This window comes from Paenibacillus sp. VMFN-D1 (genome assembly GCF_003386155.1).
GTDB classification, from domain to species: Bacteria; Bacillota; Bacilli; order Paenibacillales; family Paenibacillaceae; genus Paenibacillus_AQ; species Paenibacillus_AQ favisporus.
Window position 1 is genome coordinate 3108716 of sequence record NZ_QRDU01000001.1, and the last position, 19414, is coordinate 3128129.

A 19414-nucleotide genomic window follows, 5' to 3' on the forward strand; every position below is an offset into this window, starting at 1 on the left:
GTCATCTCCTTCTTGCCCCCATCTTACGGGTTAGGCCGAAAAAAAGAAGTGAGCTTTCTCACAGTTTCGCCGTTGATTTCGGCAGTGTCAACGTTACCGCCGTCCCGCTTCCCGGCGCGGAGTCGATCCGGAGACGGCCGCCGGCAATCCGGGCCCGCTCTGCCATACTGAAACGTCCCACCCCTTGGGTTGGCAGAGACGGCTCGAAACCGGCCCCCTGGTCGCTGATGCGCACGGCAACCTCCTCTTCTTGCTCCCTGATCTCCACCTCAGCCTCGGAAACGTCGGCATATTTGGCGATATTGGTCAGCGCCTCCTGAATGACCCGGTAGATCACGGTTTCCTTCTGGATATCCAGACGCTTCCGCAAATTGCATTCAAACGCAACCTTGATCCCATAATGGGATGCATAGTTTTCGATATAAGTACGGATCGCAGGGACGATGCCGAGGTCATCCAAAACGGACGGCCGCAGTTCCCAGGCGAGCCCCCGGACTTCCTCGATCACCCCCGCGACATGCTCGCGGATCCCGCGAAGGTCTTCTTTCTCAGGCTCAGGGGAGGTAATAGCCCGGTCCAGCTGGATCAACAGGGAAAATAAGCTCTGCCCGATGCCGTCATGGAGCTCGCGCGAAAATTTGCGCCGCTCTTCTTCCTGAATGGTCATAACCTTGGCAAGCGTCTCCTGCAGCTCTTCCTCCACCTTCTTCAGGCGGGTGACTTCGTTGCGGATGGCCAAATATTGATAAGGCTTCCCGTCCTCGCCTATGAACGGGACGATCGTCGTATTCACCCAATAATAAGTCCCGTCTTTGGCCCGGTTCCGGATATCTCCGGTCCAGACCCGCCCGGAGGAGATGGTGCTCCACAAGTCACGCATAAACGCTTTGGAATGCGTCCCTGAGTTGATGATCCGATGGTCTTGGCCCAAGAGCTCGGAGCGGTCGTATTTTGAGATTTCACAAAATTTATCGTTGACGTATTGGATCTTCCCCCGGCGGTCGGTCACCGCCACGATCGAAGACTCGTCCAGGGCGAATTTGACGTCCGCCAGCTGTTTCAGCGATTCCCTTAAGTCGGTGCGGAACCGGGATTCCGGGAGCTGCTCATCGAGCTGGGACAGAAGCGACTCGACATGCTCGGCGATAATCTTCCTGCCGGGTTCAGGTAGTTTACTCAAATTGCAGCAGCCCCTTCTTCATGGCGTATTTAATCAGCTCCGGCCGGGTTTTCAGCCCCAGCTTTTCCATCAGATTGCTCTTATGCGTCTCGACGGTTTTGACGCTGATCACGAGCTGCTCGGCGATTTCTTTGTTGGCATAACCCATCGCCGTCAGCGACAAGACCTCCTTCTCGCGTTCCGAAAGGCCGTCGAACAAATCGGTGCTCTCGCCCCTCCGCATCTGATCCACATACTCGTTCATCAGCCGCTTCGTCGCCGTCGGGTACAAATAGGCGTCGCCTCCGGCGACCGTGCGGATCGCGGTAAGCAGCTCTTCATGGGGCGCGCTCTTGAGCACATATCCCGCGGCACCGGCATGAATCGCCCGGAACAAGTATTCGTCGTCGTCATGCATGGTCAGAATGAGAACCGCCACGTCCGGCAGCTGCTGCTTCAGCTCGGTCGCCGCTGTTAATCCGTCCTTCCCGTGAGGCATGCTTAAGTCCATCAGGACAACGTTCGGCTGATGCTCAAGGGCCATGCGGATGCCTTCATCCCCTTCGGATGCTTCAGCCGCCACCTCAATGTCGGGCGCCGCGCTCAGCAGCATGCGAAGCCCGGACCGGACCATGGCATGGTCGTCCACAATGATAATTTTGATCATGGCGTCCTCCTTTTGCTTTTATGATCTAATCATATCATTTCTTGCCGGGTTCACAGGCGCTTCTTCCGGATAACGCGGACTTGATCCATGCCGTCTCCGTCTTGGCATATGCCCTGCCATCCCGTCTCCCTAGCAATAGAATACCGCTGCTTGCAGTGGAATGGCCAGTGGTTACCGGAAATGCCATACCGGAGAGCAGCTTTTCGGCGAGCATGACCGGACATTCTTCACGCATGAACGGGTTCTCCCCTTCGTGAGCCGTATATACCGTGCCATGGCGCATCACCATGCCGCCCAAACCAACGCCGGGCTTGATCATCATCTGCCGCACCCGGACATTGCTGCCCCCCAGGACGCGGTCCCATCCCATCCTGCGGGAGCTGCCGGCCGGCTGCGCATAAGCGATGAAATCGCTTCCGCTTTTCAGGCGAATCCATTCCAGCCGGCGGTCGAATTCGTCGTCTGTCACTGCCCTTTCCATGCATATCCCCCTCTATCGAGTCGTGCGCTTCATGAACATCGTTATTCTTATTTTCCCAATAGTTCTATTGAAAATAGAAACGTCTAGCGACGTACATTCTATGAATCCGGACCGCGTTTAGTTGAAGTTTTTTTGCGAGATCCGGATGTTTAGCCTCGTCCGTTTATATTTTCTGATTTCTAAAAAACCCCGCCTGTTTGATGTAAGGGGATCCCCCGATTCCCCGCTCAGGGAGCTGCCACCTATATATGCAAAACGGCCAGCTTGGTTTGTAATGTGGGCTCACTCCGTACGGAATGCCTGCTGCGCAGCAAAAGGAAGACCAGGCAGCAGCTGCCCGGTCTTCCCCACGCCGGTCCGGATTACATACGGCATATTTCTTTCGGACAGTTCTCGCACCGGCAAATATCCCGCAGATAGTGAAGGTCCTTGATGATGATATGGCCGTCCACTGTTTCGATCACGTCTTCCTTTTTCAAATCGCTCAGCATCCGGTTCACGCTTTCGCGCGTGGCCCCGATCATGTCGGCCATTTCGGAATTGTTGATTTTCAAATCGATATAGACGCCTTCTTCCCGCTCCGTTCCATACGAATTCCCAAGCCGAATCAACAGCGAACAGAGCGCTCCCGTCTTGCCGAACATCATCAGATCGCGGAATTTGGTTTGCGTCAAACGATGCATCAGGCCCATCCATTTCATGAACTCGACGGCCAGATCGCCGTGCTGCCAGAGCAGAACCTCAAGGTCTTTGCGCTGAATGACCCCGACCTTGGCATCCTCCATGACCTCGGCGCTGAAGCTGTGCACCGAATCCTGAAACGGATCCATCTGTCCGACCAGATCCCCTTCATGATGCAGGTACAGCATCAAAGCCCGCCCGCTGTCCGAGGTCTTCGTCGTTCTGACCCGGCCCTCGATGATGAAATACAGCTTGTCGGCCGGATCACCTTCCCAGAACAGGCAGCTGCCCTTTTCCGCGCTGCGCTTATACATGATGCTCTCCAGCTTCTCGAAGCTTTCTTGCGACAGCAGCGGCTCCAAGCCCTCCCGGCGATGCTTCGCCTGTGTCCCCGTCACGGTCTGCCCCATCGTTCATTTCCCCTTCCGCACATCTTTGCCTTTATCATAACCCTTCAGGATGGATTAACCTATCGGGGGATGCACTGATTTTTCATAGGGGTGACCCCCTGATCCTATGAGAAAAATCACACCTACCGTGGTAAATCCCTTAGGTCAGTCCCTTAAAAGGAACGAAGCAGTGCTCAGGAAATACCCGGACGGATTCGGATGGAACCGAGGGGCAGAGAGAATTCCGGCGAACGATTCGGCGATAGCGCCGGGGCTATGGGCTGCCGCATCCTATCCCCGACACGCTTCTCGCTATTATGGCTGGGACGCCGCAGCCCTCCGCGCCGCTTCGATCAGCTCTCTTGCGCGCTCCACCTCGCGGTCCGTTGGAGTAGGCACGCCTTCCAGCGCGTACGGGCGGCCTAACTGCTGCCATTTGTATACACCCATCCGGTGATAGGGCAGCAGCTCGACTCGCTCCACATTGCGCAGGTGTCCGATAAATTCCCCAAGCAGCGTCAGATCTCCTGCCTGATCAGTGATCCCGGGAATCAGCACGTGCCTGATCCATACCGGCTTCACGATGGCGGACAGCCATGCCGCAAATTTCAGGATCCGGTCATTCGGCTGCGAGGTCAGCCGCTCATGCTTCTCGTTGTTCAGCTGCTTCAGATCGAGCAGGACCAGATCCGTATACTGCATCAGCTCGCCTGCATGAGACGGTTCGCAGAAACCCGAGCTGTCGAGCGCCGTATGCAGGCCGAACCGCTCTTTGCAAGCCTTGAACAGCTGCGCCACAAAAGGCGCCTGAAGCGTCGGTTCGCCTCCCGTCACCGTGATGCCGCCACCCGAGCTTTTATAGTAAGTCACATAGGGCTCGATTTCCCGGAGAACCTCCTCGACGGTAACTTGGCGTCCTCCCTTCGTATCCCATGTATCGGGGTTATGGCAAAATTGGCACTGCAGCGCGCAGCCCTGCATGAACAGGACGAAGCGGATGCCCGGTCCGTCCACCGTACCGAAGGTGTCCATGGAATGTATTCTGCCTTTCATGCGGGCCACGCTCCTCTCTTGATGACAACTTTTGATTTCATTGCTTTATTGCTTTGCGAATCGTAACGGTAACGTTCAGATCTCTCCGTGGAACGTGCGGCTGATGACATCCAGCTGCTGCTCCCGCGTCAGCTTGATGAAGTTGACCGCATACCCGGATACCCGGATGGTCAGCTGCGGATAGTTCTCCGGATGCTCCATTGCATCCAGCAGTTGCTCGCGGTTAAAGACGTTGACGTTCAGATGATGTCCGCCGCTTGCGGTATAGCCGTCCAGCAGCGCCGCCAGGTTGCTGTGTCTGGCTGCGTCCTCTTTGCCGAGCGCCTTCGGAATGATCGAGAATGTATTGGAAATGCCGTCCAGGCTGTGCTCGTAAGGGATTTTGGCGACCGAAGCCAGCGAAGCGAGCGCGCCTTTGCGGTCGCGTCCGTGCATCGGGTTCGCCCCCGGTGCAAACGGCTGTCCCGCCTTACGGCCGTCCGGCGTGCTGCCCGTCTTCTTGCCGTATACGACGTTTGACGTAATCGTCAGAACCGACATGGTCGGAATCGCGCCGCGGTACGTTTTATGCTTGCGCAGCCGGTTCATGAACCCTTCCGCCAGCTCCACGGCGAGCTGGTCGACCCGGTCGTCGTTGTTGCCGTATTGCGGATACTCGCCTTCGATTTCAAAATCAACCGCGATCCCTTTTTCATTGCGGATCGGGCGAACCTTCGCGTAACGAATGGCGCTCAGGCTGTCGGCTACGACCGACAGGCCGGCAATACCGCAGGCCATCGTCCGGACAATATCCCGGTCATGAAGGGCCATTTCGATGCGCTCGTAGCAGTATTTGTCATGCATGTAATGGATCACGTTCAGCGTGTTGATATACAATTTCGCCAGCCAATCCTGGATGACGTCGAACTTCGCTTTCACTTCCTCATAGTCCAGCACCTCGGACGTGATTGGCGCGATGGCCGGTCCGACCTGGGCGCCGCTCTTCTCGTCGACGCCGCCGTTGACGGCGTACAAGAGCGCCTTGGCCAGATTGGCCCGGGCTCCGAAGAACTGCATCTGCTTGCCGATCCGCATCGCGGATACGCAGCAGGCGATGCCGTAATCGTCGCCGAAGTGCGGACGCATCAGGTCGTCGTTCTCGTACTGGATCGAGCTGGTCTCAGCCGACACTTTGGCGCAGAACTTCTTGAAGTTCTCCGGCAGCTGCGTCGACCACAGCACCGTCAGGTTCGGCTCGGGCGCAGGTCCCAGGTTGTAGAGGGTATGCAGGAAGCGGAAGGAGTTCCGCGTCACGCGCGTCTTGCCGTCAAGCCCCATGCCGCCGACCGACTCGGTCACCCATGTCGGATCGCCGCTGAACAGCTCGTTGTAGTCAGGTGTGCGCAAAAATTTGACGATCCGCAGCTTCATGACGAAATGGTCGACGATCTCCTGCGCCAGGCTCTCCGTCAGCGTGCCTTCCTCGAGGTCGCGCTCGATATAAATGTCCAGGAAGCTGGATACCCGGCCAAGGCTCATCGCCGCTCCGTTCTGCTCCTTAATGGCTGCCAGATAAGCGAAGTAGAGCCACTGCACCGCCTCTTTGGCGTTCATCGCGGGTCTCGAGATATCATGTCCGTAAGATGCCGCCATCGCCTTCAGCTCGCCGAGGCTTCGGATCTGTTCGGACAGCTCTTCGCGCAGCCGGATGACGTCTTCGCTCATCGCGTCGACTTCGAGCTGGAGCAGCTCCTCCTTCTTGCCCTGGATGAGGCGGTCGACACCGTACAGCGCCACGCGGCGGTAGTCGCCGATAATCCGGCCCCGTCCGTAGGCATCCGGAAGGCCCGTGATGATGCCGGCCTTGCGGGCTGCTCGCATCTCGGACGTATAGGCGTCAAACACGCCTTGGTTATGCGTCTTGCGCAGATCGGTAAAAATGCGCTCCAGCTCCGGGTTCAATTGATACCCGTACGCATTGCAGGCATCGACGACCATCCGGATACCGCCGAACGGCTGAACGGCACGCTTAAGCGGTGCGTCGGTCTGCAATCCGACGATGGTTTCCTTGTCTTGGTCGATGTATCCCGGTGCATGCGAGGTTATGGTGGAGACCGTGTTCACGTCCACGTCGTGAACGCCGCCCCGGTCCCGCTCTTCCTTCAACAGCTGGCTGACCTGCTTCCACAGCTCCAGCGTGTTCTCCGTTGGCGGCGCAAGGAACTGCTCATCGCCCTCATACGGTGTGAGGTTGCGCCCGATAAATGAATTGACGTCAATATTTTTCTGCCAGCTGCCTCCCGCAAAACCGCGCCATGCCTCCTCGAATCCAGCCCGGTTCTTTACTTCGCTCTCTTTCATCGCCATGATCAAGCACCTCCGTTTTCTATGCTTTCATGTTACTTTTTTCACAGGTTAAAGACAGTGATTTTTCTCACTCTTTTCACTTTTCTCACCATCTTCGCTGCCACTTATTTTTATTTGAACGATTTTGATGCTTTCCCTTCGTCAGCCAAAAATTCGGTCAGCGCATCTCCCCAAGCATCTTCAAGTGTGCGAACAAAGCCGCCGTCCATGCCTTGATATCCGAAATCCGTTTCCGCAACCGTCAGATAACGAAGCTGTTGAACCAGACCATCAGCTTCCGTATGGCCGCTCTCCAGAAACTGCCCAAAATACACGGCGCAGGAGCGTTCATAAATACCGTGAAGCGGATGGAGCCTGCCGCCGATCATCGGCAGGACGGCGTCGAGCCCGTCCTCCAGCCTCAGCGCCATCAGCTCAGCGGCGTCGGCCGAGGGATACGGCATGTGACACCCGATGATCCACACGGCCCGGTGTTTAGACAGGGAGAGGCCCGCGTGCATGCCGCCGAGCAATCCTTTTCCGACATAATAATCCGTAATGATCCGGATATCCCGGTCCACCTGGCGAAGCAGCGGCCGGGGATCGTCCGTCACGATCGTAATCTCGCCACAGCACTTTCGCATTTCACGGATCTGCCGCTGCAGCAGCGTTTCTCCTTGAATCATCCGGAATAGGGTAGATGCGCCTTCCGTAGAACCATGATTGCCGCCTGCCAAAATAACGCCGGACAGCATATGAATCACTCCTTTCCACTGCGATCAACGCACATCACGATTCTGAGACAAGAAGGCTGCCGACGCTTTCGGTCGGCAGCCGGCTGGATCATGCGGCGCAGCTCCTAGAATTTGCCGTAGAAGGCGTTCCGGTAAACGTCCGCCAGTTCACTGACTAGCGGCATCCGCGGGTTGGCCGTCGTGCACTGGTCTTCGAACGCACGGTCGGCCAAATAATCCACTTTGGCCTCGAAATCGGCCGGATCAAAGCCGAGATCCTGGAATTTCTCCGGAATGCCCAGCGACTGGTTCAGCTTGCGCACCGCCTCGATCAGGCTGTTGACGCCTTCCTCTGTATTCCGGGACGGTAGGCCGAGCATCCGGGCGATTTCCGCATAGCGCAAGTCGGCCACGAAATGGTTGTATTTTGGAAACGATGCGAACTTCGTCGGTTTCTGCGCATTGTACCGGATGACATGCGGCATCAGGATCGCATTCGTCCGCCCGTGGGCCGTATGATACTGGCCGCCCCACTTGTGGGCCAGGCTGTGGTTGATGCCGAGGAAGGCGTTGGCAAACGCCATGCCGGCAATCGTCGACGCGTTATGCATCTTCTCCCTGGCCATCGGATCCGCCGTGTGGAAGGACTTTTCCAGATTTTCAAACACCAGCCGGATCGCATGAAGCGCAAGCCCGTCGGTATAATCACTCGCCATGACGGAAACGTACGCCTCGATGGCATGCGTGAGGACGTCCATTCCGGTGTCGGCCACGGCCGTTTTCGGCAGGCTGTACACGAATTCCGGGTCGATGATCGCCACGTCCGGCGTCAGCTCGTAATCGGCGAGCGGATACTTCGTATTCCCTTCCTTCTTGTCCGTGATGACCGCAAAAGAGGTTACTTCCGAGCCGGTGCCCGAAGTGGTCGGGATGGCGACAAACTGGGCCTTTTCGCCAAGCCGCGGATACTTATAAACCCGCTTGCGGATATCCATGAACTTCTGCTTCAGCGAATGGAAGCTGGTGTCCGGATATTCGTAGAAGAGCCACATCGCCTTGGCCGCATCCATCGGGGAGCCGCCGCCAAGTGCGATAATGCAGTCGGGCTTAAAGCTCTCCATCAGCTTCGTGCCTCGCTCTACCGTCTCGACGGACGGATCCGGCTCCACGTCGGAGAACACTTCGATCGCTACCGGGTTGACGCGTTTGCGCAGGTAGTACTCCACCTTTTCGACGTATCCCAGCTTGACCATCATCTCGTCGGTGACGACCAGCACACGGGAAATGTTCGGCATTTTCTCAAGGTACTGCGTCGCGCCCTTCTCAAAATAGACCTTCGGCGGAACCTTGAACCACTGCATGTTGACCGTCCGGTAGGCCACGCGCTTCACATTGATCAGATTCACCGACGTGACATTGGACGTCGTCGAGTTGTGTCCGTACGAACCGCAGCCGAGCGTCAGCGACGGCAGGTTCGTGTTGTAGATGTCGCCGATCGCCCCGTGCGTCGAAGGCGAGTTGACGATCACGCGCCCGGTCTGCAGGCGGTTGGCGAACGCCTGGATGACGGCGTCATCGTTCGAATGGATGACGGACGAGTGTCCCATGCCGCCGAATTGGACCACTTCGGCCGCGCGCTCGATGCCCTGCGCCGCCGTCTTGACCTTATAGCAGGCCAGCACCGGGCTCAGCTTCTCAGCGGACAGCGGGTAGGCCGGACCGACGCCCGCCAGCTCGGCCACGAGGATCTTGGTGTCCTGCGGCACCTGAATGCCGGACATTTCGGCGATTTTTACCGCCGACTGGCCGACGATGACCCCGTTCACCGCGCACTTCTCGCTGTTGATGACCAGCTTGGACACGGCCTCGGTTTCGGCCTTGTTCAGGAAGTAGCAGCCGCTGTCCTTCATCAGCTTCCGGACCTGGTCGTACACCTGCTCCTCGATAATGACGGCCTGCTCGGAAGCGCAGATCATGCCGTTGTCGAACGTCTTCGAGAGAATCAAGTCGGTCACGGCCTGCTTCAAATCCGCAGACTGCTCAATGAAGCATGGAACGTTGCCCGGTCCGACGCCAAGCGCGGGTTTGCCCGTGCTGTAGGCGGATTTCACCATCGCCGAGCCTCCGGTTGCCAGCACGAGCGCCACGTCGGGGTGGTTCATCAGCAGCTGCGTCGCTTCCAGGGACGGCGTTTCAATCCACTGCACGCAGTGCTCCGGCGCGCCGGCCGCCATTCCGGCGTCACGCAGCGTGCGGGCTGCTACTGCGCTGCACTTTTGGGCGGAAGGGTGGAAGGCAAAGATGATCGGATTGCGCGTCTTCGTTGCGATCAGCGTCTTGAACATGGTCGTGGACGTCGGGTTCGTCACCGGTGTAACACCGGCGATGATGCCGACCGGCTCGGCGACCTTCTTGTAGCTCTCAAACGCGTTTTCCTCGATAACGCCGACCGTCTTGTCATGCTTGATGCTGTGATAGATGTATTCCGTCGCGAATATATTCTTGGTGATTTTGTCCTCGTAGACGCCCCGGCCGGTCTCCTCGACCGCCATCTTCGCGAGCGGCATGTGCCGGTCCAAACCGGCCAAAGCCATCGCCTGTACGATTTCGTCAATTTCCTCTTGATTCATGTTCAGGTACGCTTCCTGCGCCTTCCTGGCGCGGGCGACCAATCGGTTCACTTCTTCTTGGGCGGAGTTCTTTGTTTCCAGCTTGCTTTCTTTAACAGCCATCGTTTTCTCCTCCTTGGAGACCTTTGCCGGTCCCTCATCTCCTTGATGAGTTCATCCTACTGGAACCCCAGGGGGCTAACTATGACATTACTCACATCGAACTATAAAATTTTTAAGGTCCGAAAAATGCGGTGCTTAGGCGCTTTTTCCGAAATTCTATCGTCTAAACAAAAAAATACCGAATGGAGCTATGGCTCTCCATTCGGCGCAAAGGAATAGCAGTTAGGAGTCATCAAGACTTGAAGACAACAAACCTGGCTTAATCAGCAAAGAGGTGCCCGTAAGTGCCGTCCGCCCTGCGGTAAACGACTTCCTCACGGTTGGTATCCCGGTTCAAGAACAGATGGAAGCTGTGGTCCAGCAAATTCATCTGCAGCACGGCCTCCTGCAGATCCACCGGCTTCATCACGAGCCGCTTTTCTTTTGCAATGACAAAGGCTTCCTCCGGCGCTTCCAGTTCCGGCTGTCCGCCGTCCTGAATGCCGGGGCCGACCGCGCGGCCTTGGCTGCGCAGCTTGCGGCGCGCCCGCTCCTTGTACTTACGGAGCTTGCGGTCCAGCTTATCCGCGGCCTGGTCAATGGCGGCATACATGTCCGCATCCTTCACTTCGACCCGAAAGACCATGCCGTGATAGGGAATGGTAGCTTCAACGACATGCTCCTGTTTTCGGGCCTGCAGCAGCAGGGTAACATGGATGGTCACCGTCTCGTCAAACCAGGATTGGGCCGAACCGATCTTCTGCTCGGCATACGCCTGGAGTGCCGGTGTCACTTCAAAATGTTTGCCATAAATGTGTGTAGCCATGGGATCTGCCTCCTTCAACGGGAAAGGACTCTTGCATGACTTTATTGTAAAACAGCTGGGCACTCTGCGCTGTGAAAAATATCACACCAACCCGGAAACGTCATGCATCCCGGCGCATGACTGATCCTTGACGCAAGTTGGCCATTTACACATGCTTGGTCTGTTTTCGCGGCAGCCGGTGCATGTGCTGGATTTTTTGCACTTTCTCCTTCACCTTCAGCAGCGCAAACGAGCCGGCAAACCAGCCTATAAGTCCCAGCATCAGGCTGGGCCACCAGGCGCCGGTTATTTTCAGGGCATACCAGACCGTCACGACGCAGACAGCGCAGCCGGTCATCCCGTATACCGAACCTCTGGCAACCGCGGCCGCCTTTTCCGAGCCCTGGCTGAGGCCGATCATCAGCACGGCGACGACCATCACCGCGGGAAACGCCGCAAAAATCCCGCCAAGCGCCTTCCACGGCAGCAGGACCGACGCCATATAGCTCAATACGACCGCCAGGCCGCCCAACACGAACCGAAGCAGCAGCTCCCGTAATTTCATTTCCTGTTTCCCCCTTTACAAGCTGAACAGCACATAGGATATCGTGAACGAAACGAGCAGCCAGCCGCCTACGGACAAGGTCAGCCCCTTCTTCCATCCTCTGCTGGTGCACAAGTAACCTGCCGCCGCGGCGCACGCTACATTAATCGCCATACCGATCAAAGCGCCTTGGGACAAATCAATCGAATGGGCGACCAGTTCTCGGGCCCCGTAATCAAACCTCATCGTCAGCAGCGCCGCCAGAAAAACGGCGGGAAACGCGGCAAAAATACCACCGACAGCTCCTCCCGCGCGTTTGGCAATAAGCGATGCCGCCACCACAGCTGCGCCTCCCAGAAGGAACCGCAGCAAAATGCCTATCAGCGATAGATGAGCCAGAGCCATGTCCAATCTCCCCCGTCCGTTTTGTGAAAACAATCACTAACTTTACCGAACCCATCATAGCACAGGGCTGGATCAGCTTCTGTAATCTGCATCACAGCCAATACGGAAAGATCTACAGTCATTTGCCGTTTGATCGCGCTTATTGATCAGACCGCATTTTTAAGTTCTGTTTCCGATATCCTTTCCGTATATTTACAGGGAATGGCAGGCCGGCCGCCTTCATGATGGCTCACCCAAAAGTTAAAACGCTTTAATTTTTAGTTCCGAAAGGAGAGTTACATGGCTGCAATTTTAGGCAAGAGGAAATTTCCCTCATGGATTTGGCCGCTGTTCTTTATCGTGCTGATGTTTCCTTTTTATGGGACGGTCCGGGCAGAGCAACCCGCTCACGACTCCGTCGTTCTGTCGGAATGGATTTTTGATGATTCAGGAGATAGCGGCGTATTTCCGGCTACGGGCGGCCTATTTCAGACCGTTTCCAGCTTCCGGAACGTCGGCGGCTACTTCGAAGATTATGACAGCGGGCAGCATTCCTTGAGCTATCAGGGCTGGGACAGCGGCAGCGGAAAAAAATATTGGCACGCTGTCTTGTCAACGAAAGGATACAAACACATTGCGCTGTCATCGGAGCAGACCTCCACCGGCACGGGACCTCGTGATTTCAAGGTTCAACTCAGCAGCGACAATCAGCACTGGGAGGATGTTCCGGGAGCTGAGCTTAAAATGACTTTAAACCGTTTCAACTGCCCTGCAGATGCATGCAAGCTGACGGATGCTCCCCTTCCCGAGGCAGCGAATGATCAGGATGTCCTGTATATCCGTTGGATCGTCAATTCCAACACAAATACCAAGGGAACTCAAGGAATCGGCAGCACAGGCTCGAGCTTGATCAAGGATATTCGGATCACGGGGTTCCCCATGGACGGCGGCGGCCCGGTCGAAACGCCCACAGAAATGCGGTCCGTTTCCCCTCAGCCGGGTGCCGTCGGGGTAGACCCTTCGGCTTTAATCAGCGTAACGTTCAACAAGCCCGTCTTGATCAACCCGGACCTCTCCGTCATTTTGACGGATCCTCAGGGAACGCCGGTCGGATCCGTCGCGGCGGAAGTCCTTGACCCCGTCACGCTGAGCATCAAGCATCCGGCATTGTCAGGCGGCAAGACCTATACGGTACGCGTGCCCAAAGAGCTCATAACGGGCAGGGACGATCGGGTCCCGCTGGGACAGGACATCTCCTGGAGCTTTACCGTCCGGAATCCCCAAGACACCCCTACCGTTCCGAAGCTGATCAATATGACTTTGACGGGCGATACCAAAACTACCCGGTCGTTTGCATGGTATACGGATGCTCCGTCCCCGTCCGTCGTGCAGATTGCTGAAGGCTCCAATGGATCGGGAGGTCCTTTTCCGGTAAGCGGGACGATGACCTTCCAGGGCACGACGGAAGAAATCCAAACTTATGTCACCAAAGGGGACCGGAAAGCGAACAAGAAAAAGAAATTTTACAGCCATAAAGTGACGGCGACCGGACTGCTTCCGGGAACATCCTATCAATATCGGGTCGGCAGCGGCTCAGCGGACAGCTGGAGTTCTGTTGGAAGTTTCACGACGGATGCAGGGAATCAGCCGTTCCATTTTATCGCCGGATCGGATTCCCAGGCCTCCAGCAAGGGGGATTTTGAACCTTGGGCGGATACTTTCAAAAAAGCTGTTCAGACGATCGGCGATCCGAAGTTTCTGATCAATGCCGGGGATCTTGTGGATAACGGCGACCTCGAAGAGCAGTGGCAATGGATGCTCGGACTTGCGCAGGATCAACTGCTCCATGTTCCGATCGTGCCTGTCGTCGGCGGACATGAGGTTCAGGATTATGACGGCGACGAGACGACGCCGAACTCCAACTTCTATTATCATTTCCATCTGCCGAAACAGGTGGTCGCCAATACGCATGACGGGTCGGTGTACTCTTTTGAGTACGGAAATGCCCTTTTCCTCATCTTCAACTCCCAGTACGCCGGGGAACTGACAAGCAGCGGCAGCATTAAGGAGCAGGATCAGCAGTTTGCCGAACAGGTGGAATGGATGAAATATGTTGTGGCCCAAAGCGACGCCAAGTGGAAATTCGTCGCTTTCCATAAAGGCCCCTATTCCGCCGGGGACAATGCGGGGGAATGGGAGGACGACCGGGTCCAATTTTACAAAAAGGTCCTCGTTCCCGCCTTCGATCAAATGGGAATCGACATGGTTTTCGAAGCGCATGACCATATGTACATGAGGTCCTACCAAATGCTGAACGACAAAGTCGTCCCAGCAAGCCAGATCACCTATGATGAGCAAGGGAACGCGGTCAATCCCAAAGGAACGGTCTACCTGATGTCCAACGCTTTCGGGGATAAGTTCTATACGAAATATCCGGGGTACAACGACTATTTTGCGGCAAAAAATACCCAGCCGAACAAAAAAATGTTTACTGATGTGTCGGTCTCGTCCGATGTTCTTCAGATCAAGGCTTATACCGCAGCCAAAAAAGACGAAGCCTCCGGGGGCAGCGGCGTCAAGCTCTACGACCAATACAGCATCAAGCGCACGGACACCAAGCCTTCGAGGGTCGAAGACGCGAGCGTTCAGGCCAGCGGCGGCAAAGCGGTTATCCGCTGGAACATGCCGGCTGGAAGCGGCGAGCCCGTCAAAGGTTTTTGGATCTATGAGAAGAACGGCAAAATCAAGCCGTACTGGAACGCTTATGTGACCGCCCAGCCCGGTAAGACAGAGTACAGCCTGACAGTCAGCAATATCAAGGCATCCGGCAATTACGAATTTGTCATTCGTTCCGCCGGCAATCGCATGAATGCGGATCCGGTAGAAGTCAGCTTCCCGTAAAATGCAAGAGCCCGGGGAATTGGAGTTTCCCTGGGCTTTTCGACAGAGTTGTCATTTTTAGATCGTAAATCATGTATGTCCAAATTACACCCAACCCGGGAATAAAATGCATATCCATGCCAACAGCTCTTGAATACGGAAGCTGGCGCCGAAATCGCCGATGCTCTGCCGCGGCTCCATTCCGGGCTGCTCGAGACCGTAGGCCTCCCTCAGCCGCTTCGCTTTCTCATTTGAAAGCTTGGGGGATACAGCCGGGCTTGTGACAACGGATATGAGTTCGCGTTTCGTAAGTATAGGCCCTTCCCATGACGATAACCCCGAAGCTTGAACCGCCTCCGAGTTTGCCGGAAGCCAAAGGGCGCAAATCAGTATCAAGGTAAAGACTTTTGGGATCATGACTACTCTCCATTTACGAAAGGTTAACGTCTGTGACGGCTGCAAGCCGCCATCTTGAAACTATTATAATCGTAGACGAGCTCTATGGCACACGGAATCTATGAAAAAAATCGATCCTATCAGCTTTGCCCCCGAACGGCCGCCGTATTGCCGGCATAAGCACTAAAAAGATCCTTGGCATGATCGCCAGGATCTTTTTATCCACTGCTCCCTCAGGTTTCACAGGTTCAGCAGATTTTTGCTTGTTAAAGGCTTATCGAACTAGAGACAATTCTAGTTTAATTGTGGTAACATTTAACAAAAATAGAATCGGAGGATTTCACCAATCTATGCTAAAGTACATCGCTTTACCTATCATCTTTGCCGTTTGTTTTGTTCTTATTCAAACCGGCATTCAGACAGGCCTCGGCATATATATGACCCAAAAACATGCGGCGAACATGATGGAAGCCTATGATCCAAACGGTGCGGAACCCCTGCCGTCCACGGTTGAATTCGGGTCCGACCGTCCGTGGATTACGCCGCAAAAAATAACGGTGTGGTTGATCTCTCTCGTGATTTCGGCCGCCGCTGCGTTCCTGTTTCGCCGGCTTGTGTTCAAAACCTGATGGCGGCCGCGGCCGCGCTGACGATCAGGATCGCGCAATAGAATCGGCAAGCTGATCCTTCATCAAACGCAGCTCTTCATCGTCCGGATCCAGTGCTAACGCCAAATTAACGATGGCCGCGGCTCCGTCCGGTTCCCCGCCTCGAAGCAGTCTGCCGGCAATGCCCTGAAAGCCGAAGTCGAACTCGTACGGTACATAACCGAGCTTGGAGCGCTGCTCGCTGCCCGCCTTGTATACACTCAGGGCCGAGTCTATTCCTTTCGTGGCCAATATGCCGGCTGCATGCATCGTCAGCGAACGCGGAATCACTTCGACCTGCTCCCCAAGCAGCACATCCAAGATGGCGTTGTTGACCTGATGGAGTCCAAGGTAATCGGTATTGAACATGAGAGTTACCGCGATACCCGGTTCGGGCAAGACGACCAGATTGGAACGAAATCCCGTGTCCGATCCGCCATGCGCTTTCGCTTCCAGCCCCTTATACGGTCCCATGAACCAGCCCAGGCCAATGTTCCGGTAATAACCAAAATCGTCAGCCGGTGCATGGCTTTGCCACAGCTCCTCAATGCTGGACGGCTGCAGAACAGGTGCAGTGCCCCATTTTCCCCCGTTTAAGTAAGCCGCCGCGTAGCTGCACGATTCCGCCGCACTCGTCAGCAAGGTGGAGCTTGGCCCATGCGCCCGGTTATACGGATAGATGCGACTGACCTTCGCTCCAAAGGAAGAGCCCGTCCCCATAATGTGCGGGGCGGCAAGCCGGCCCTGGTCTGCCTCCGGCATCGTATAGGTGCTCGTTTCCATGCCAAGCACATCCAAAATATGCTCCTGCATGTACTGTTCAAAGGAAACCCCCGAGACCTTCGCGATGACATCACCGAGAACCTCAAAAGCTATGTTGCTGTAAGCATATGTTCCCTGACCGGGTTCCCATAACAGCTCTCGGTTCGATACGCTGCGAACTTAACGCTCCAGCGCTCCTGCATCCAACTGAGGCCGATCCCATTCATAATCATCCTCATCCGGCATGCCGGAGGTATGGGTGAGCATGTGCCTGATCGTGATATCCCGATAACGCGTGTCCTCCAGCCTGAAGTAAGGCAGGTACGCCGTCACTTTCTCATCCAGCATGATTTGTCCGCGTTCCACGAGCTGCATAACCGCCGTAGCCACATAGGTTTTGGAAATCGAGGCCATGTGAAACAGCGTGTTCTCATCCACCGGGTCTCCGGTCTCCTTACTTTTCACACCAAATCCTTTGGCGTAGACAGGCTCGCGATTGTACACGATGCCTACAGCCATGCCCGCCGCCGCGCCATCCTGCGCGATATAATCATTCAGCAGCTGGTCCAGCCGCTTCGTTATTTGCTCTATGTTTGGCATCCTAAAGCCTCCATGGATCGAATATTTGTATTCTGTTGTCAGCAACCTCATACTCTTACCAATGGAAGCACCGCCTTCCTGGATTTAACATCTTCAGCGTATCACCTCGGGAAGGGGGCGGCAATGTACAGCATCGCTATAATTAATTTTTATTATCGATGGCCACTAACCGCTTATTGGCCAAATCCAACCGGTATAACACGTCGCGGGTGTCTTCTTCGGGAGTCCCGGCTACGATCGGGGGATGGACCACCAAGCGGTCGTTTTCGATGTGCGGAGAAGGCTCTATTTCCGAATACACAAGCGTCGCTCTGATTACAGGCGAGCAGGAAACCGAATAACAACAACGATGCCATCGGTAATGGTACTTTCCTCATGTCGCTCTTTCCTGCTGCCGCCCGGCCGATTTCGAATCCTCCAATCCGTCATGTTCAACCGTAGATAACAGCTCTTCATTTCGGACCTCTAACAGATACTCCTTATACACGCGGTCCCTTCCGCCATACTGGTCGTACCAATCCTGTATCCGCTGTACGTGTTCCTTGTCGCTTCTTATTTTAGCCTCAATTTCCTCATATTGATCGCGGCTGTCATATTCCCAAATCGCAAAAATTTCGGTTGTGGATTCATCACGAGGCACCATCCATCTTCCGATCAGGCGGGTGCCGTGCTTCATTTGATTCGGTAAATTGGTTTCATTAAAATGGCGGTTGAAAACGTCCACGAATTCATTTTTCACAATGTAATATTTTCTGCGGTAAAACATCCGTTCACTTCCTTCCACATTATTCAACCCATAACGCAGCCCAGATAAACAAGGAATACAGCGTGACCATTACGGAAATGACACTGACTGGAATCACCCAGATCGTGTGCGTTCTAAAAGGCTGCAGCATGTCAAACAGCTTCTCTTTCCTAGATAACAGCTTGTACTCTACCTCGTTTAAAAGTGCCTCTACCTTTCGATCCTCCATATGCTGAAATTCGATCCAAAGACGATCATATTGCTCTTTTAGCTCTTCTCGCTGCGAACTGTCTCGTAATAAGGCCATTCTCCCGCCTCCTTCGACTCGTCTATTATTATAAACGCCTCCCGGAGTGCAAACGTTATGTTTTTTGCTGAGGCATGCCTTTTATTTATGGTAAAATAAAACATTATCGTTCAAGAAACGGAGGGCTATGACTTATGGAAAAGCGGCTGGATAAGTTATAACGTGCCTCAGGCCGGGAACGCTGTTTCCTTCGGATTCGCGGACCGCCTTCCTTCAAGGAATGACAATTGCAGACCTAGAAAAGAGGGAGGTTGAAGGCAAAATGCGAAGTGAGCAAGAAATGATGAGACTGCTTTTGGATTATGCAAAACACGATGAGCGCATTCGATTGGTGACCCTGGAAGGATCGCGCACCAACAAAAATATCCCTCCGGATGCATTTCAGGATTATGACATTTCTTATTTTGTAACCGAAATGGATTCGTTCAAGGAGCATGACGGGTGGCTCGACTTTTTAGGGAAGCGCATCATGATGCAAAAACCTGAGGATATGGAGCTGTTTCCGCCGGAACTGGGCAATTGGTTTTCCTATCTAATTCACCTGGAAGACGGCAACAAAGTCGACTTGACCCTTATTCCAATCAATGAGGTGGAGAATTATTTCACCCAAAGCGACGGTTTGGTCGAGGTGTTGCTGGATAAGGATGCTGTCATGACAAATGAGGTGATCGCGGATGACCGCCAGTATTGGATTAAGAAGCCTACGGCCAGGGAATTCGACGATTGCTGCAATGAGTTCTGGATGGTATCCACTTACGTAGTGAAGGGATTGGCGCGAAAAGAAATTCTGTTTGCCATCGACCACTTGAACGAGATCGCCCGGCCCAATCTGCTGAGAATGATGGCTTGGAAAATTGGCTCTGAGCACGGGTTTACCTTTAGCGTAGGAAAAAATTATAAATTTATCGACCGTTACCTTCCCGATGAAGATTGGGAGACTCTGCTGTCAACCTACGCGGAGAACGGGTACGGGCACATGTGGAAGTCTTTATTCACCTGTTACGAGCTGTTCAGAAAATATTCCAAAGCGGTGTCTAGCCGTCTCGGATATCCGTATCCCGATTATGACGAAGCCATTTCAAAGTATACCGAAAATGTGTATTCTGCATGGAAGTAAATGAACCGCTATTAAAAAAGGCTGGCA

General features: G+C 54.8%; 18 protein-coding genes and 1 pseudogene. 3 read left to right on the top strand and 16 right to left on the bottom strand.

The window, feature by feature from the left end:
* Window positions 1-58: 58 nt before the first annotated feature.
* The 11 genes from C7820_RS14290 to C7820_RS14340 form a co-directional block, all read right to left on the bottom strand.
* Window positions 59-1180, bottom strand: coding sequence for a sensor histidine kinase (locus tag C7820_RS14290; RefSeq protein ID WP_116231433.1), 1122 nt, complete (start codon window positions 1178-1180; stop codon window positions 59-61).
* Window positions 1173-1826, bottom strand: a complete 654-nt coding sequence (locus C7820_RS14295) for a response regulator transcription factor (protein WP_116231434.1) — start codon at window positions 1824-1826, stop codon at window positions 1173-1175. Before C7820_RS14295 ends, C7820_RS14290 begins: the two co-directional genes overlap by 8 nt.
* Before the next feature lie 34 nt (window positions 1827-1860).
* Window positions 1861-2307, bottom strand: a complete 447-nt coding sequence (locus C7820_RS14300; protein WP_116231435.1) for a hypothetical protein — start codon at window positions 2305-2307, stop codon at window positions 1861-1863.
* Window positions 2308-2669: 362 nt separating this feature from the next.
* On the bottom strand, window positions 2670-3398 hold the full coding sequence (locus C7820_RS14305; protein ID WP_116231436.1) for a Crp/Fnr family transcriptional regulator: 729 nt from the start codon (window positions 3396-3398) through the stop codon (window positions 2670-2672).
* Window positions 3399-3692: 294 nt separating this feature from the next.
* Complete coding sequence (gene pflA, locus C7820_RS14310; RefSeq protein WP_116231437.1) at window positions 3693-4430, bottom strand: pyruvate formate-lyase-activating protein; 738 nt, start codon at window positions 4428-4430, stop codon at window positions 3693-3695.
* Window positions 4431-4505: 75 nt separating this feature from the next.
* On the bottom strand, window positions 4506-6776 hold the full coding sequence (gene pflB, locus C7820_RS14315; RefSeq protein ID WP_116231438.1) for a formate C-acetyltransferase: 2271 nt from the start codon (window positions 6774-6776) through the stop codon (window positions 4506-4508).
* 110 nt (window positions 6777-6886) lie between these two features.
* Window positions 6887-7510, bottom strand: a complete 624-nt coding sequence (gene mobA / locus C7820_RS14320; RefSeq protein ID WP_116231439.1) for a molybdenum cofactor guanylyltransferase — start codon at window positions 7508-7510, stop codon at window positions 6887-6889.
* 104 nt (window positions 7511-7614) lie between these two features.
* Window positions 7615-10221, bottom strand: a complete 2607-nt coding sequence (gene adhE, locus C7820_RS14325; RefSeq protein ID WP_116231440.1) for a bifunctional acetaldehyde-CoA/alcohol dehydrogenase — start codon at window positions 10219-10221, stop codon at window positions 7615-7617.
* Window positions 10222-10480: 259 nt separating this feature from the next.
* A complete protein-coding gene (gene hpf / locus C7820_RS14330; protein ID WP_116231441.1) occupies window positions 10481-11026 on the bottom strand; it encodes a ribosome hibernation-promoting factor, HPF/YfiA family in 546 nt (181 codons plus the stop codon).
* Between the two features lie 145 nt (window positions 11027-11171).
* Window positions 11172-11570 carry a DUF3147 family protein gene (locus C7820_RS14335; protein ID WP_116231442.1) on the bottom strand — a complete coding sequence of 133 codons (399 nt, stop codon included), beginning with the start codon at window positions 11568-11570 and terminating at the stop codon, window positions 11172-11174.
* A gap of 15 nt (window positions 11571-11585) precedes the next feature.
* The gene (locus tag C7820_RS14340) at window positions 11586-11948 is read right to left on the bottom strand and encodes a DUF3147 family protein (protein ID WP_105444128.1); all 363 of its coding nucleotides are present in this window, start codon (window positions 11946-11948) and stop codon (window positions 11586-11588) included.
* Window positions 11949-12233: 285 nt separating this feature from the next.
* Here C7820_RS14340 and C7820_RS14345 point away from each other — a divergent pair, with 285 nt between their 5' ends.
* Complete coding sequence (locus C7820_RS14345) at window positions 12234-14834, top strand: fibronectin type III domain-containing protein (RefSeq protein WP_258875234.1); 2601 nt, start codon at window positions 12234-12236, stop codon at window positions 14832-14834.
* 84 nt (window positions 14835-14918) lie between these two features.
* On the opposite strand, the gene C7820_RS14350 is transcribed toward C7820_RS14345, so the two are convergent.
* A complete protein-coding gene (locus C7820_RS14350; RefSeq protein ID WP_116231443.1) occupies window positions 14919-15230 on the bottom strand; it encodes a hypothetical protein in 312 nt (103 codons plus the stop codon).
* 329 nt (window positions 15231-15559) lie between these two features.
* Here C7820_RS14350 and C7820_RS14355 point away from each other — a divergent pair, with 329 nt between their 5' ends.
* A complete protein-coding gene (locus tag C7820_RS14355) occupies window positions 15560-15838 on the top strand; it encodes a hypothetical protein (RefSeq protein WP_116231444.1) in 279 nt (92 codons plus the stop codon).
* A 24-nt stretch (window positions 15839-15862) separates the two neighbouring features.
* On the opposite strand, the pseudogene C7820_RS14360 reads toward C7820_RS14355, so the two are convergent.
* From C7820_RS14360 to C7820_RS14375, 4 genes and pseudogenes are all read right to left on the bottom strand, one after another.
* A pseudogene (locus C7820_RS14360) lies at window positions 15863-17269 on the bottom strand (serine hydrolase domain-containing protein).
* 91 nt (window positions 17270-17360) lie between these two features.
* Window positions 17361-17519 carry a hypothetical protein gene (locus tag C7820_RS33450; RefSeq protein ID WP_181909032.1) on the bottom strand — a complete coding sequence of 53 codons (159 nt, stop codon included), beginning with the start codon at window positions 17517-17519 and terminating at the stop codon, window positions 17361-17363.
* A gap of 72 nt (window positions 17520-17591) precedes the next feature.
* On the bottom strand, window positions 17592-17984 hold the full coding sequence (locus C7820_RS14370; RefSeq protein ID WP_116231447.1) for an NIPSNAP family protein: 393 nt from the start codon (window positions 17982-17984) through the stop codon (window positions 17592-17594).
* A gap of 19 nt (window positions 17985-18003) precedes the next feature.
* On the bottom strand, window positions 18004-18270 hold the full coding sequence (locus C7820_RS14375) for a hypothetical protein (RefSeq protein ID WP_116231448.1): 267 nt from the start codon (window positions 18268-18270) through the stop codon (window positions 18004-18006).
* A gap of 262 nt (window positions 18271-18532) precedes the next feature.
* On the opposite strand from C7820_RS14375, the gene ant(6) reads away from it, so the two are divergent.
* Window positions 18533-19387, top strand: coding sequence for an aminoglycoside 6-adenylyltransferase (gene ant(6), locus C7820_RS14380; protein ID WP_116231449.1), 855 nt, complete (start codon window positions 18533-18535; stop codon window positions 19385-19387).
* Window positions 19388-19414 lie beyond the last annotated feature (27 nt).

Bases quoted from the DNA above. Each gene is read 5' to 3' on its own strand.
- C7820_RS14295 (WP_116231434.1), bottom strand. From the start codon at position 1,826: ATGATCAAAATTATCATTGTGGACGACCATGCCATGGTCCGGTCCGGG.
- C7820_RS14300 (WP_116231435.1), bottom strand. From the start codon at position 2,307: ATGGAAAGGGCAGTGACAGACGACGAATTCGACCGCCGGCTGGAATGG.
- C7820_RS14305 (WP_116231436.1), bottom strand. From the start codon at position 3,398: ATGGGGCAGACCGTGACGGGGACACAGGCGAAGCATCGCCGGGAGGGC.
- pflA (WP_116231437.1), bottom strand. From the start codon at position 4,430: ATGAAAGGCAGAATACATTCCATGGACACCTTCGGTACGGTGGACGGA.
- pflB (WP_116231438.1), bottom strand. From the start codon at position 6,776: ATGGCGATGAAAGAGAGCGAAGTAAAGAACCGGGCTGGATTCGAGGAG.
- mobA (WP_116231439.1), bottom strand. From the start codon at position 7,510: ATGCTGTCCGGCGTTATTTTGGCAGGCGGCAATCATGGTTCTACGGAA.
- adhE (WP_116231440.1), bottom strand. From the start codon at position 10,221: ATGGCTGTTAAAGAAAGCAAGCTGGAAACAAAGAACTCCGCCCAAGAA.
- hpf (WP_116231441.1), bottom strand. From the start codon at position 11,026: ATGGCTACACACATTTATGGCAAACATTTTGAAGTGACACCGGCACTC.
- C7820_RS14335 (WP_116231442.1), bottom strand. From the start codon at position 11,570: ATGAAATTACGGGAGCTGCTGCTTCGGTTCGTGTTGGGCGGCCTGGCG.
- C7820_RS14345 (WP_258875234.1), top strand. From the start codon at position 12,234: ATGGCTGCAATTTTAGGCAAGAGGAAATTTCCCTCATGGATTTGGCCG.
- C7820_RS14350 (WP_116231443.1), bottom strand. From the start codon at position 15,230: ATGATCCCAAAAGTCTTTACCTTGATACTGATTTGCGCCCTTTGGCTT.
- C7820_RS14355 (WP_116231444.1), top strand. From the start codon at position 15,560: ATGCTAAAGTACATCGCTTTACCTATCATCTTTGCCGTTTGTTTTGTT.
- C7820_RS14370 (WP_116231447.1), bottom strand. From the start codon at position 17,984: ATGTTTTACCGCAGAAAATATTACATTGTGAAAAATGAATTCGTGGAC.
- C7820_RS14375 (WP_116231448.1), bottom strand. From the start codon at position 18,270: ATGGCCTTATTACGAGACAGTTCGCAGCGAGAAGAGCTAAAAGAGCAA.